Below are 13,873 nucleotides of genomic sequence, written 5' to 3'. Positions count from 1 at the left end.
AAATATCCAATGTCTTACCAAAACATTACCGCTTCCCTTTCCCCAGAAGATATCCAAGAAATTAAAGCTGCCTTTGCGACTATCCAAGCAAAGATGCCTTTTCTCGTTACCCTGAGTGCAGAAGAACGACGCAACTTATTTAAGATGGGCGATAAAAGACTAGCTTTTGTCAACAATAGCCTGATTGCTGCCCAATCTAACCGAGACATTTTACCAGCCAGCTTTGATTTAGATGAATTTGTGCGGGATTATCAACTAGCCGCTAACCTCACCGAAGTTTTGATTGGACTGCGACAACTGACAGAACAGGTAGATGATACCCTAATGGCAGTCGGTAGCGAAGCAATGGGTAGCAGTTTGACAGTTTATGATTACGTCAAGACTGCTGCTAAGAAAACTCCAGGGTTAAAAACTATTGCTGAACAATTAGGCGAACGGTTTAAAGCTATTAAAAGTAAAGGGGGAACCGGAATTAAAGTCCCCCTACTTAAGGGGTATTTAGGCGAATCTCAAAAAACGGGGAAAACTTCTTAAAGTCCCCCTTCTTAAGGGGGATTTAGGGGGATCTCCAATGACTATGCACATTAACCGAACCGTATTGAGAGTCGCCTGATTTGTAAAACGAGATGTATCTTTTGATCAATGAACCTCAAAGCATCGTCGATGAACCTCAAAGCATCGTCGATGAACCTCAAAGCATCGCCGATGAACCTCAGAGCATCGTCGATGAAGCTCAAAGCATCGCCGATGAAGCTCAAAGCATCGCCGATGAAGCTCAAAGCATCGCCGATGAACCTCAAAGCATCGCCGATGAACCTCAAAGCATCGCCGATGAACCTCAGAACTTCGTTAATGAGTCTTTAATACTCGTCCACAAGTATTAAAGGCTCTCAATCAGGAATTAGGAATTGCAAGCTTGGTATTATACCGATAGCCGCGTGTAATCTGCCACCTTGCCCCAAATTATGCTCACCACACCCCGCCACAACAGCAAGCCTTCTCTCTTTATGTTTTAGCCTTTACCTTCTCCTTCCTCCTCTGTCTACCTTGGGTAAGCGCCAAAGAAACCCCCAAACCCAAACTGCAACCCTGGCAAATTGACGGCATAGTAGCAGCCCTTGACGACAGCTACCTCAAAGTGAAGCAATATCGGCTAAGGCGTGATAATATTCAGCTTCAACATTTTTGGTCAGGATAAAGACAAATTTCTTGTGGCGAACTTCGGGCAACGATATATTCCATCACTTCTTGTCCGCAATTAACCGGACAATGCACGACACCAGTTTTAATATAGAGGAAATCGCCTGCTTTGATATCTACAAATGTATCATTCTCAGCACCTAGCAAAACTCTGCACGTTCCCGTAATAATGTATATCGCAGTCTCAAAAGGATGGTAGTGTGGGGTTGCACCTGCTCCTGGAGGAATTATGCCGTGAGCCATACTAAGGTGCTTCGATCCGACAGTTTCTTCAGTTACACCCCAGCCTCGAACATAACCATGATCTGTATCACAAATTCTTTCTGGCTCCTGAACAACTACAACACTACTCACTTGCTGTGAGATGCAAGTATCTAAATTTTCAGAACTCATAAACTATCACCCTAAAGACTATACGATTCAAAATAAATTAGTTCTTAACATCTCAGACTCTAAATAAGATAGGACTTACGCACGAGTTACGGGATAACGAACCACAGAGGCGCAGAGGACACGGAGAAATCAGAGTTTGAGAGATATTTTGCGTAAGTCCTATAAAAATATAAGAACAGTTAAGACACTTAAAAAAATATTTATTTAGGAGCGATATTCTAGTTATTTATTGCCTGATCCGCGTTTTCGTGGCGTTTATTTCTTGCTAGCAACCTTACTTCCTTTAGATGCAGCCAAAGAACTGCGAGAAGATTTGATTCAATACGCCGCCGACACCAAAGACAATACGGTGAGTAATACCTTTGTGCAGTTGTTGCGAACTAGATAATCCGTTATTCGTACCTGTATAGCCGCGTTCATGCACTGTACCGCAAGCAATTCCATTGCCTTGGCTCTAAAAGGATGTCTGAGAAGTATCAAATATTTTTTGATCCCCCCTAACCCCCCTTAAAAAAGGGGGGAATAAGAGTCTTAAAGTCCCCCTTTTTAAGGGGGATTTAGGGGGATCTCCAGGAGTTAGATGTATGCAAAAAAACTTTTCAGACATCCTCTAAGTGCGATCGCTTTCATCGCTATGATCGAGTGAGTAACTAGGAGTTGATCTGAGAAATGCCTAACCCGCTATACGATCGCGATTTGCAATTATGGATTGAGCAAACCATTCAACAGTTACAAAATCATGAATTTGAGGCGTTGGATATTGAGCATTTGATTGAGGAATTAGTTGATTTGGGTAAAGCAGAAAAAAATGCGCTCAAAAGCAATCTGACAATTTTGTTAGCACATTTACTCAAGTTACGCGTTCAGTGTGATGTCCCCGATAGCATGAAAGGAAGCTGGTATAGCTCAATATTGGAACATCGTCAGCGAGTTTTGAATAATTTGGCAGATACTCCTTCTCTAAAAAGTTTTCTAATAGAGGCAGTGGAAAAAGCCTACCCAGATGCTCGTAAGCTAGCAATTAAGGAAGCTAAACTGGCTAAGTTTGGAATTCGCATACCCCAAGAAAGTGAATATCCCACCATTTGTCCTTTTTCGATTGAGCAGATTTTAGATGAGGATTTTTACGGGCTGTAGACGATTGCTCGTTGTCATATTGCTTTACATCTAGATAGACAGCATGACCGAAAGGTTCTACAATCTGACTGATTGCGGTAAATTTACCTATTGCCCAATCCATATAAGCATAGTAAAGATTTTCTAGTGATTCCGTTTGATTGCGGAAGCACTAAATTAATATAGGAAAGTCTTTGAGTAAAGGGCAGCAAACAAATGGATGTAAAGTTGATTCTAGCTGGATTAACAGTTATATTTACGCTTTCGTGCTTATTTTTTGGCACGAAAAATGGATTCTATGATTCAGATAACTATCATGGCAATGGCTCCGCACATTGAGATAAATCTGTAGACGCTCGATCGACTTCCTGGAAGGTGAGTTGGCTAAGAGCGCTCAAAACTTGTAAAGGCAAAAGAAAACAGAGGCAAACTGCTTTAGCTCCAAGTTTGATAGCTTCTCGTTAGCCCACCTTTCTGAACCAGTGCGGGTTCGGTGCAGGCGTCCTCCCCAATCAAAAATCTGTATTCTCAGGGTGTAGGGGCGCACGATAAAACTTACCCCTAAGTCACAAAAGCAAAATTTGTGTAACTTTTGGCTTTTGGGATATGTCCATGATGATGAGGTTTGAGGGGAGGAGAGCATGAGGGATAATCTGTCGGCATCCTCTCGCGTAGATGCTGCGGAAGCGGGTAGTGAATTAGAATGTTTGCCCTATAGTGTCCAGCATGACAATGAGGGCGTGTGTTTATTGGTGAAAATGGGCCCACACCGCATTCTATTGGACTGTGGTTTTGAAGATATTTCATCGCTGGCTAAGGGGCTTACTAAGTCGGGACGTGGAATTAGTTCGCCCCTACCAGCAGATTTAGTTTTGATTAGTCATGCCCACCCAGATCACTCCAAAGGCTTACTGGCGCTGCATAAAGCTTTTCCCAAGTTACCTATTTATGGTAGTGAGGTGACTAGCAAGTTACTGCCACTGAATTGGCTAGACGAAGACCCTGAGAAAATTTCCCAATTTTGTCATGCCTTGCCATTGCGATCGCCTGTGGAATTCCAAGATGGTTTGGTGGCAGAATTATTTCCCGCAGGGCATTTACCAGGGGCAGTAGCAATTCTGCTGACCTACACTACCCAGCAGCGTACTTACAAGCTACTGTATACAGGGGACTTTTTCTTATCAAACTCCCGACTAGTAGAAGGTTTGCGTTTGGAGGAACTGCGGGGCTTAGACTTGGATGTGCTAATCATTGAAGGTAGTTATGGCACATCCCGTCATCCTCACCGCCGCAACCAAGAAAATCAACTAGCCGAGCGAATTAATCGCGCGATCGCCGACCATTGTTCTGTAATTCTTCCCACCCCAGCTTTAGGATTGGGTCAAGAATTATTAATGCTCTTGCGATCGCATCACCACTTCACCGGACGAGATTTAGATATCTGGGTAGATGGTGCTGTCGCCACTGGGTGTGATGCATACCTCGAACTGCTACCCCATCTCCCCCCATCGGTGCAGAACTTCGCCCGCCATCAACCCTTGTTTTGGGATGAACGGGTACGTCCCCGCGTGCGTCGTTTACAACCAGAACATCGTTCCACAGTGGGTAAGTCACCTTGTATTGTCCTTACCGACTCGACATCTGATTTAGGCGAACACTGCCAATTAGATACAGGCCCTTGGCTGATTCTCTTACCAGAAAAAATTGATATAAAAGTTAACAAAGAATATTTAGCGCCTACTACTGTCGAAAGCTATCTCTTAGCTCAACATAGTGATGGCCCTGGTACTACGCAGCTAATTCATAATTTGCGACCCCAGCACGTCATTTTTGTCCACGGTTCTCCTGCCTACTTGGCAGACTTGACTAGCTTAGAGGAGTTGCAAAACCGCTACCACGTACATTCCCCGGCGGCTGACACCTTAGTAGAACTGCCCATCGGCGACACATTTTTACAACCGGCTGCACCTGAGACTAACTACGAAGGCGAACTGACAGAGTTAGGAACAGTAATCACAATCACCCTACCCAATGTGATTACTGCCGATCCGCGTTGGCGGCAATTTGCCGATACTGGTTTAATCGAAGCTCGTTGGCAAGGGGAAGAATTAGTATTAAGGGGATTGTCTCAACGAGAACTGCTCAACCAAAACAGCGATCGCTATACATGGACAGATGTAGACTGTTGTGGTACTTGCCGACATCAAAGGGGGCAGCGGTGTTGGAACCCAGCTTCCCCGTTGTATAACTTTAAGGTAACTCTCGAAGGTTACTGTCCTGCCTTTGAAGGCTTATCTAATCCTGAGTCCTGAATGCTGAATGCTGAGTTAGGATTTGTTACTCAGCACTGGGCACTCAGCACGGAATTATTCTGGATTCGAGTCAGTGTAACGGTTGTGGATGCGCTCTGCTTCGGGACAATCTTCAGTCATCAGAGGTTCTACATTACCGCGCGGTACTGAAGCCAATTTTTGCGTTACAGCACCAATGCTCTCGAGGCGAACCATTTCTTCCCAAGAACAAACTTCGTCCTCTTCTTCTGTTTCATAGCGTAGGGTCACTAAATCTCCCTCTATGTCTATGATGCGGGCGCGTTCAATCCAGCGTTGCTGGTCCCGCAAGAAAACACATACCTCGCGCCCATCGCAACACAGTTGATAAATCTTGCGGTGTAGCATGTACTGTTTCTGCCTTTTTAAACAACGTAGTTAAACCTGTCAAAATCTGGGTTCTACCCCATTACATTACACCTTTAAGAGGTTAATTTCACTGTTCAGAACAAGTACGCTTCATAACCCAATCCCAAGATTTGCTTCTAGTTGCCAAAATATCAGGATAATGTTGGGTCATAAATCAGATGCTCTAACAATGAACTCAATCTCCCTCCGGCTTATTCTAGGGAATGTCTGCTTCTATAGAAGTCAGACAATTCGGTACCTGTCCTAACCAGGTTTATATTTGTTGGTGAGTCATTCCTACGATTATGTAATAAAGAATACTCCAAAACAATCGTTGATTGCGGTTGTTTAACTTGCCTACTTTTAATCATTGGCATTACTGGGAAGTCCGGGGACTTGGCTTTACTTTTACCCACTTGTATCTGATCTTAACTCATTCTCTTGCTGACCTTGATACTTTTCAACAACAACACCCAAATAGTTTTGAGTTTTTCAGGTTTTTGTCTGAAAAAAGGCAACAGCGTAAGGGAAGAGGTAGAGGGAAAAGACCATGAGAAAATTCTACTCCAGAAGTCTCAGGAGGATTTATGTGGTAAAAGAAATTCTATAAGCACGTTCGACGAGGATGCTTCTCGTTTAATTTTTCCTGCGCGAACTGCATCGTATAGGGCTGCGAGCTCTGGCAAATCCTCTGACTGATAGCATTTAGTGGCTAGCACCTGCTGGAGTAAACCCTCAGATTCAACACTAAGATATCCAGTTTGGAAAGCAGATGCAATAATTGTGCGAATCATCATTAGGGCAGAGTGAGCAAATTATTAGGTCTAGTGTGGAACATTTTCCTCTATTACTAATTGATATGAAACATTAATACTGTGTGATTAGTATTACGCTCAATCAGTGATTTACATCACAATATGACTTTTCGATACTCCGTCTATTAATATACAGAAATAAAAGGGCAGAGAAATTTTCAGTATCAATGTTGAGAAGCCAAATATTTTAACAACATTAAAATACAACAATCAATTTTTTCGACAAGCATCCACAAAATACGATCAAGCATCAGCAATCAAGCAAAAAACTGGCGGAAATCTTCATCTTTTTGACTTAATTGTACCCAGTCTAAGTTTAAAGACTGAAATTTTTGCACCAAGCGATCGCAAGCCGGACGTTCGGTAGCGTAATGTCCAGCATCGATTAAAATAAGATTGCGATCGCGGCTTTCTTGAAACTGATGAAATTTACAGTCAGAAGTTAGATAAACTTGGGCACCTGTTTTGGCGACGGCTGAAATGTAACTAGCCCCTGAACCACCCAAAACCGCAACTCGTGAAATCGTTTGCTGTAAATCAGCACTTGGAGAAAAAATCAAATTAGGGGGAGAAAGTCGGGTTTGAATGGTTGCGAGTAATTCCTGTAATGTCAGAAATGGTTCTAGCAAACCAACACGACCATATCCTAATCCTCCTTGTGTAAGTTCTATGGGAGTAACTTCCTTAAGTTCTAAAATCTGAGCCAAAACGTCAGCAGTCCCATCTTGCACTTGGTCAAAGTTCGTGTGAGCAGTGTAAATACCAATATTATGGGTAAAGGCTAACCGTACCATTTCAGCGATCGCTTCACCAGTGCGTAAAGATTTGAGAGGATTAAAAATCAAGGGGTGATGGGCGAATATCAGATTAGCATTTTCTGCGATCGCTTCCTCCATTACCGCCAAAGTTGGTGTCAAGCACACCAAAACCCGTGCTTTTTTCTGCAAAACTCCTGGTTCAATTTGCCAGCCACAATTATCCCAGCTTTCACACCAAGCGGGATTAGCCCATGCTTCAAACCAATTAATTAAATCAGCAATTTTCATAATTATTTTCTTCAGCAATTTTTAATTGCTAATCAGCGTCTTTGTGGTTGAATATTTAATTTTAATGCTAATTGCTGGCGCATTTCTTGAAAAGGTTTGTTCCATACAGGGCTAGCATTCCAGTCCCATACTGCTACTGGAATAAGTTCTTCTTCAGCAAGATAAGTTAGTAGACGGTATTCATCTTCTGGTTCGCGAGAAAAGGTAAAAGGGTTGCGGTAGCCCGTTTCACACAGTTTATAAGATACGACCTGACCATGATTAATACGTTGTAAAAGTTCCTTCCCTTTGACAAGCAAATAATCCAAAAATACCAGACTAAAAGGCTCTATATGTGCGCGTTTTTGTGGCTCTTTCTGTACCCATCTTGCCCACTCAAATCCATACATAAAATCATGAACATAACGAAAGCGCATTTCCGTTTTATTGCCAAACATCTCTGTCAAATAAACCATCTTTTCACCAAAAACTTTTAAGAAAGGAATAGCGCCCTCATCTGCATTTAAAGCCTGTCTAACCATACTACTTACTAGAAAATCAAAATCCCAGAATATGTTTTCTGGGAAGTTTTGCAATTGAGTACGGACTATACTTTCGAGAGTTTCTTGAATAGTTGTGATAAGTTGAATGTCGGTATTTTGTTCAGCAATCAAATTTCCCAATTCTGTAAAGCTGGTAATTAATGTTTTTTGAGGACTAAGTGACAATAATTTAACAGACTGCTGGGCAAGGATTTCATCAATAAGTTGAAAAGTATTAGTTGGTGTTAGTTCTTGCTTCATAGTAATAGTAATAGCCCAGACAGCTTACACTAAATATTAGTGTATATCGGCATAATCTGATTCTTTAATAATCACAAATAAACTTAACTTTTTGATTTACAAATATACACGAACTATTTAATGCATATCTGGTTGATTTTGCATTAATAATCATGATGAAAAATTTATCAAGGCGATATTTTTTAATGCATATCACCGTGATTTTAGGAGATTATATCTAAAAGGTAGACATTCAGGACTTACGCAAAATACCTTTCAAACTCTTATTCCTCCGTGTACTCTGTGTCTCTGTGGTTCGATTTTCCGTTACCTGTGCGTAAGTCCTAACATTATAACCAGAGTATTTAAACTCTACAAAACCACACCTTCAATAAAACTTGAGAATCGGCTATCCAGAAATGTGAACAACCAATTCTCTGGAATGACTGCGTTGGCGGTGTTCCCAAATATAAATTCCCTGCCAAGTTCCTAATACTAAGTGTCCGCGATTAATGGGTATATGTTCAGAAGTGTGGGTGAGTGCAGTACGAATATGTGCTGGCATATCATCGGGGCCTTCTGCATCATGGATGTATTTGCCTGATTCTGGGACGAGTTTTGACATAAAATTAGCTAGATCCACAAGAACATCAGGATCGGCATTTTCTTGGATGACCAAACTGGCTGAAGTATGGCGCAAAAATAAAGTACAAAGACCAGTTTCAACACCCGATTCTGTAACTGTGGCTGCAATTTTTGCAGTGATATTGTAAAAAGATTTACCAGTAGTAGAAATTTTTAGTAACTTTTGGTAGTGAGTCATTTGAAACAGTAACTATTGATGACAGTAAAAGCTAGTTAGCAGTTCAATCTGCTTGATTTAGTTGTTGGTTTGACGTTAGTTGATCGCTAGATTGAGTACAGTTATTATAAATCTTTCTGAAGTCAGCTAACATCTGTAAATTGTATTCTTTAGACATAGATTTATTTATCTATGGTTAGAGCTTGTATGATTACATTGATGTTACTTTGAATAACTTTATTTCGTCTGTAAATAATTGATAACAGCTTTAGCTATCGCTTCATTACCATCCTTAGCAATTGGTTGAGATTGCCTTGGAGGTTGGGGTAACTCATGGAGAAAATTCCAAGTACCTTGAAAAAACTCAGATGGGGTGATGATTTGATGCTGATTATAATTAGTTATGCCTTCCACTATAAAAGTTGCTTCGGCAAAGTCTTCACGCGGTATACTGACAATTGGTAATCCTAGTATTGTGGCTTCCGAAAAAGTACTATAACCAGGTTTAGAGACGACTCGCGCACAAAGAGGCATAAAATCTACAGGGCGGTATTTGTGGTCATTAATTTTCACTAAATTAGGTAAATCAGGGGCAGATCGATCGAATACGATAAATTGCCAATCTGGAAATCGCTGTAGGTTATCATAAGGAATTTGCTGTAAACCCAACCCACCAAAGGTCAACAAAATAGTTTTTTCGACTGGTGCTGTTATTCCCCAAAGAGAACGTAAATCATCAGCAGAGTGACGGGGGGAACCGCCTGTTAAGCCGACATCTGTGATATTCTTAAAAGCTGGCATTGGTTCGTGGAAAGGGAGACGAAACAGGCGATCGCACTTTGAATACCAATCACTAATCCAATCTGCAACTGCGGTAAATTCACCTCCCCAATCCCGGTAGATAAAGTCCCAGCCAAAGTTACTCATCATCCAGCAGGGAATATTTGCCGCTTTGGCAAACCCAGGAGCGAGGAAGGGAATATCTGCCAAAATAAGATTAACGCGATTTTGACGGATAAAATTCACTTCTGAGGCAATCAGCGAATTTTGATGCTTCTTAATATCGAGCAACTTTTCTAAAGTCGCTACTTTATCCATTGTCAAACTATCCGTTTGCACCACACCCAAATCAAATGCACGGGGACGATAGATAAAATCGCCTTCTATATAGCACTCTAGCAACCAGCGTGGGGCAGTACTTACCACAATTAGCAGAACTTCTGGACATAATTTTTGAATTGTTGCAGCTACAGAAGCCGTGCGGGTAGCATGACCAAAGCCGTGGTTAGTTATTGCTAAATATAAGATTGGGCGTTCCATTTTTAAGTTAGGAGTTAGGAGTTAGGAGCTAGGAGTTAAAATCATAATTTACAGACTTCTAACTCCTAACTTTTAATTAATTTTGCAAAAACTTTGAATCGCCTCAATCAATAAGTCGATTTCCGATTCTAAAGTAAAGTAATGAACGGTAACACGTATACAGCTAGGATCGGCAATTGTCCGAGTTAATATTCTTTGTGAGTCCAAAAATTGCACCAACTTCAAATTAGCTTGAGGTTGATTATTTTCAAGTTGGAAGGAGACTATACCGCTTTCAGGTGGGGAAGTTCGCAAACATTTAATATTGGGTAACGCCGTCAATTGTCGCCAGAGATACTCACTGTTATGACAAATTTGCTCGTAACGTTCCTGTGACGTTCCCCATTGTTGATGAATTGCGATCGCTTCCTTTAACCCAAGATACAACGGATAAGCTAATGTAGACACTTCGTATCGTCGCCCATCTGGAAGCCAATCTACAGGCTGAGATTGACTATCTACAATAATGCCATTCAAGCCAATAAACGTAGGTTTTAGGCTTTCTCGTGCTTCTGGGCGGACATACAAACCACCAGCACCCGCTGGGCCGCATAACCATTTGTGACCAGTAAAAGCATAAAAATCTACTCCCAATTCAGTCAAGTTTAAAGGCAATAAACCAGCAGATTGGGCAGCATCTATGAGTAAAAAAGAATGATTATTCCTGCATACTTCGGCAATTTTATCAAGAGGTAAAACTTGACCAGTATTCCAGAAAACATGACTCAAGATCGCAAGACGGGTATTGGGGCGCAAATGCTGGACAATAACTTCTACCGGATCGCCCTCATTTAAAGTCGCTTTTAGGGGACACGTAGTAATTTCCACAGAGAATCTCCGCGAGATTTCCTGGGCTGTGGCAATCACGCCTGGATGTTCGCAGTCTGAGAGTAGGAGATGGTCGCCAGCACGCCATTCAATGCCCCACATGGCGATATTACAGCCAACAGTGACATTTTGAGTGAGGGTAATTGTTTCAGATGGTGCATGAAACTCAGAAGCGATCGCAACTCTGGCAGCTTGAGTCTGAGGCGCTATCCAGCTATATGCCTCATTACCAAAGGGGCCTATTTCTTGAACATAAGCTTGAGTTTGGGCCATAACATCCATTGCCCTTTGAGGCATCGGCCCTTGTCCCCCATAATTGAAATAAGCCTTGTTCGCTAAAGCAGGAAATTGCTCTCGATGCAGCTTGATTGATGATGTAGAAATACTAGTCATAATTCACAAGGGATATCTGCTGTTTGCAGGTTATTGATATTCAAAAGTATTTGTAATTTGTGGTAAAAGCGAATGAAATTAATTTAAGCCCTCACTGCTAAATTTCATCTCGTAATCAGTAACTATAAATGTTCTGTGATTTTATGTGCTAAATTCTGGGCTGTTTGAGAAGTAATCAAATGGTATTTGAACTCTGATACATGATGCCACGGATTGGCCTTGCGGTCTGGATCGGACTCGTAACGGGGGAAGAGATGCCAATGAATATGTGGCTCACCATTTCCATAACAGGCATAATTCATTTTCCACGGATTAAAAGCGTTAACAAGAGCTTTTCCTGCCAGCATCACCTCTTGAAATAGGGCAGACTGGATACCTAGGGGAAGTTCATGCAACTCTCGAATATGTTGTTTTAGAAGGATGAGGGAATATCCGCGATGAAATTGATGATCGCCAATCACAAAGATTGAATGCTCGAATTCGTGGATAAAGTAGGGATTATGACCGTTTTTCCAGAGTGTGACACGCTCACAGATAAGACACGGTTTATTCATGTTGTTCTGTCATGTACCCTTGTAATAATGGACAAACCGTGGTTTTGTTACTCTCCCTCAGTTGTACTTTAGGAGAAAAGCAAACGTTTATGCTGTTTACGCTAATAGCTAGCTGTTGACAGTATAAAATAAACGGCAAATTAAGCGTGGACGCGTTGGTGTAGCCCACCGTACTCCTACGGGGAAGCTAGCTATGCGTAGCGTCTGTCTACGACACGCTGCGCGAACGTAGAGAAGGTATCGCCACTTCCAGATTTTAATTGTCATAGTTACTCCCAGATTCTGCTAATTCTTGTTAACTTAAAAGGATGCTAATTAATGCTGAACTCCTACTGCAATACCAACGCTGTAAACGCCGACCTTTTCTAGATATCCACGGTGACAAAAGTCAGCGCGATGCCCCCAATGAGTTGCTACGGAAACTGCAACAGGATAAAATCGCTCATCAGTTGAGTGCTTTGGCACAGATGACTTATCACCAACCAGATTATTCTTATGGAAACTGGGAAAAGGCAGAGAAAGCAACTTTAGAATTGATGCAGCGTGGGGTTGAGTACATCTATAAAGGAGTATTGTTAGCAAATTATTCTGAAGCAGACACCCTGCTAAGTCGTCCAGATTTACTCGTAAAACAACCGGGACAATCCCATTTTGGAGATTGGATCTATGTCCCGGCGAGTATTGAACTGGGTAAGCGCCCTAAGCAAGAATATCAGGTTGTCGCTGCATTTCATGTCCAAGTGTTGGCATCAGTGCAGGGAGTTGCACCTGAAACAGCTTCGCTGATATTGCGAAGTAAAAATACAAATTATGCAGTGGATCTGTTTAAATGGATGCCACGGATGCAGCAGATTCTAGAGGAATTTATTCAAGTTTTAGAGTCACCGAATCCGCCAGAGGTGTTTATTTCTCGCCAAAAGTGCAATTTTTGCCATTGGTATAGTGAATGTTATGCGATCGCTCAATCTGAAAAACATCTCTCACTGCTACCAGGTGTAACACCCCTGCGCTACACTCAACTCCAAGCCTTAAACATTAACACGCTGGAATCTCTTGCTAACACCAGTCCCAGCAGCTTAGAAAAGCTACTTGGTTTTGATAGCCAAGTAGCGCCCAAATTGGTAGTACAAGCTCAATCTGCACTAGAAAAACGGCCGTTAATTTTACCCTACCCGCTACCAACAGAAGATATTACATTTACAGCGCCCATAGAGCTTTATTTTGATATTGAAGCCCAGCCAGACTTAGATTTAGATTATCTTTTAGGGGTTTTGGTCGTTAATAGACAAACTAATACAGAACAATTTTATTCTTTTTTAGCGGATAAACCAGAAGATGAAGAATTAGTTTGGCAGCAATTTTTGGATTTGGTTTGGCAATATCCTGAAGCGCCAATTTATCATTTTTGTGTCTACGAGTTTGATACAGTCAAACGGTTAGCAAAACTTTATGGCACTCCACAATCCTTAGTGCGTCCTGTACTGAATCGATTTGTCGATGTGTATGAACAATTAACCCAAAGTGTAGCATTGCCCGTAGAAAGCTATGCGTTAAAAGCGATCGCTCGTTGGATAGGATTTGAGTGGCGTGATAAAGAAGCCAGTGGTGCTAAGTGTATTTACTGGTACGATCGATGGTTAGAAACAGGCGATCGCACCTTACTGGAAATTATCCAACGTTACAATGAAGATGACTGCCGCGCCACCCTTAAAGTCAAAGATTGGCTTGTCAACTTTTTTCAAGATGAATATGATTTACGACTAGCTTAAATAATTTCGTATTTTCTAAAGGTTTTCAAATTCAAAATTCGTCTTGTAAAGTCTGAGTAAAGGAAACATCTGCTCAGATTTCCCCCAAAATTAAAAAATCCTTATTTTATAAGGATTTCCAGGCTTATATCTGTCAAATTCTTTATTTAATTGATATAT

16 protein-coding genes are annotated in these 13,873 nt (G+C 41.5%); 6 read left to right on the top strand and 10 right to left on the bottom strand.

Going from position 1 to position 13,873, the window contains the following annotated elements; all coding sequences use genetic code 11:
* The first annotated feature begins 9 nt into the window (after positions 1–9).
* Complete coding sequence (locus ACM0OX_RS07465) at positions 10–534, top strand: hypothetical protein (RefSeq protein WP_414514320.1); 525 nt, start codon at positions 10–12, stop codon at positions 532–534.
* A 101-nt stretch (positions 535–635) separates the two neighbouring features.
* Positions 636–884 (top strand): alanine-zipper protein, encoded by a 249-nt coding sequence (locus ACM0OX_RS07460; protein WP_414514319.1) that lies wholly within the window; start codon positions 636–638, stop codon positions 882–884.
* Between the two features lie 292 nt (positions 885–1,176).
* Here ACM0OX_RS07460 and ACM0OX_RS07455 read toward each other — a convergent pair whose 3' ends face one another.
* Positions 1,177–1,593 carry a cupin domain-containing protein gene (locus ACM0OX_RS07455; RefSeq protein WP_414514318.1) on the bottom strand — a complete coding sequence of 139 codons (417 nt, stop codon included), beginning with the start codon at positions 1,591–1,593 and terminating at the stop codon, positions 1,177–1,179.
* Positions 1,594–1,822: 229 nt separating this feature from the next.
* Between ACM0OX_RS07455 and ACM0OX_RS07450 the strand changes: the two genes are divergently transcribed.
* The 3 genes from ACM0OX_RS07450 to ACM0OX_RS07440 all read left to right on the top strand — a co-directional run bounded on the left by ACM0OX_RS07450 (position 1,823) and on the right by ACM0OX_RS07440 (position 5,021).
* Positions 1,823–1,981, top strand: a complete 159-nt coding sequence (locus tag ACM0OX_RS07450) for a hypothetical protein (protein ID WP_414514342.1) — start codon at positions 1,823–1,825, stop codon at positions 1,979–1,981.
* Between the two features lie 281 nt (positions 1,982–2,262).
* Positions 2,263–2,730 carry a DUF29 domain-containing protein gene (locus tag ACM0OX_RS07445; protein ID WP_414514317.1) on the top strand — a complete coding sequence of 156 codons (468 nt, stop codon included), beginning with the start codon at positions 2,263–2,265 and terminating at the stop codon, positions 2,728–2,730.
* A gap of 620 nt (positions 2,731–3,350) precedes the next feature.
* Complete coding sequence (locus ACM0OX_RS07440; RefSeq protein ID WP_414514316.1) at positions 3,351–5,021, top strand: MBL fold metallo-hydrolase; 1,671 nt, start codon at positions 3,351–3,353, stop codon at positions 5,019–5,021.
* 54 nt (positions 5,022–5,075) lie between these two features.
* Here ACM0OX_RS07440 and ACM0OX_RS07435 read toward each other — a convergent pair whose 3' ends face one another.
* The 9 genes from ACM0OX_RS07435 to ACM0OX_RS07395 all read right to left on the bottom strand — a co-directional run bounded on the left by ACM0OX_RS07435 (position 5,076) and on the right by ACM0OX_RS07395 (position 12,212).
* A complete protein-coding gene (locus ACM0OX_RS07435) occupies positions 5,076–5,387 on the bottom strand; it encodes a DUF6679 family protein (protein WP_012408115.1) in 312 nt (103 codons plus the stop codon).
* A 575-nt stretch (positions 5,388–5,962) separates the two neighbouring features.
* Positions 5,963–6,181 (bottom strand): hypothetical protein, encoded by a 219-nt coding sequence (locus ACM0OX_RS07430; RefSeq protein WP_414514340.1) that lies wholly within the window; start codon positions 6,179–6,181, stop codon positions 5,963–5,965.
* Between the two features lie 278 nt (positions 6,182–6,459).
* On the bottom strand, positions 6,460–7,248 hold the full coding sequence (locus ACM0OX_RS07425) for a Nif3-like dinuclear metal center hexameric protein (protein WP_414514315.1): 789 nt from the start codon (positions 7,246–7,248) through the stop codon (positions 6,460–6,462).
* A gap of 32 nt (positions 7,249–7,280) precedes the next feature.
* Entirely contained in the window at positions 7,281–8,030 is a 750-nt protein-coding gene (locus ACM0OX_RS07420) for a hypothetical protein (RefSeq protein WP_414514313.1), read from the bottom strand.
* A gap of 388 nt (positions 8,031–8,418) precedes the next feature.
* Positions 8,419–8,832: a secondary thiamine-phosphate synthase enzyme YjbQ gene (locus ACM0OX_RS07415; RefSeq protein ID WP_414514311.1), complete on the bottom strand. Its 414-nt coding sequence runs from the start codon at positions 8,830–8,832 to the stop codon at positions 8,419–8,421.
* Positions 8,833–9,048: 216 nt separating this feature from the next.
* Positions 9,049–10,131: a glycosyl transferase gene (locus ACM0OX_RS07410; protein WP_414514309.1), complete on the bottom strand. Its 1,083-nt coding sequence runs from the start codon at positions 10,129–10,131 to the stop codon at positions 9,049–9,051.
* 72 nt (positions 10,132–10,203) lie between these two features.
* Positions 10,204–11,391 (bottom strand): aminotransferase class V-fold PLP-dependent enzyme, encoded by a 1,188-nt coding sequence (locus ACM0OX_RS07405; protein WP_414514307.1) that lies wholly within the window; start codon positions 11,389–11,391, stop codon positions 10,204–10,206.
* A gap of 122 nt (positions 11,392–11,513) precedes the next feature.
* Entirely contained in the window at positions 11,514–11,945 is a 432-nt protein-coding gene (locus ACM0OX_RS07400; RefSeq protein ID WP_414514305.1) for an HIT family protein, read from the bottom strand.
* A 108-nt stretch (positions 11,946–12,053) separates the two neighbouring features.
* Positions 12,054–12,212, bottom strand: coding sequence for a hypothetical protein (locus tag ACM0OX_RS07395; RefSeq protein WP_414514303.1), 159 nt, complete (start codon positions 12,210–12,212; stop codon positions 12,054–12,056).
* Positions 12,213–12,253: 41 nt separating this feature from the next.
* Between ACM0OX_RS07395 and ACM0OX_RS07390 the strand changes: the two genes are divergently transcribed.
* Complete coding sequence (locus ACM0OX_RS07390; protein WP_414514301.1) at positions 12,254–13,714, top strand: TM0106 family RecB-like putative nuclease; 1,461 nt, start codon at positions 12,254–12,256, stop codon at positions 13,712–13,714.
* Positions 13,715–13,873 lie beyond the last annotated feature (159 nt).

It is taken from the genome of Nostoc sp. PCC 9305, assembly GCF_963920915.1.
Lineage (GTDB): Bacteria > Cyanobacteriota > Cyanobacteriia > Cyanobacteriales > Nostocaceae > Nostoc.
The sequence above is the reverse complement of the archived record's forward strand: the minus strand, read 5'-3'. Positions and strand labels throughout refer to the sequence as shown.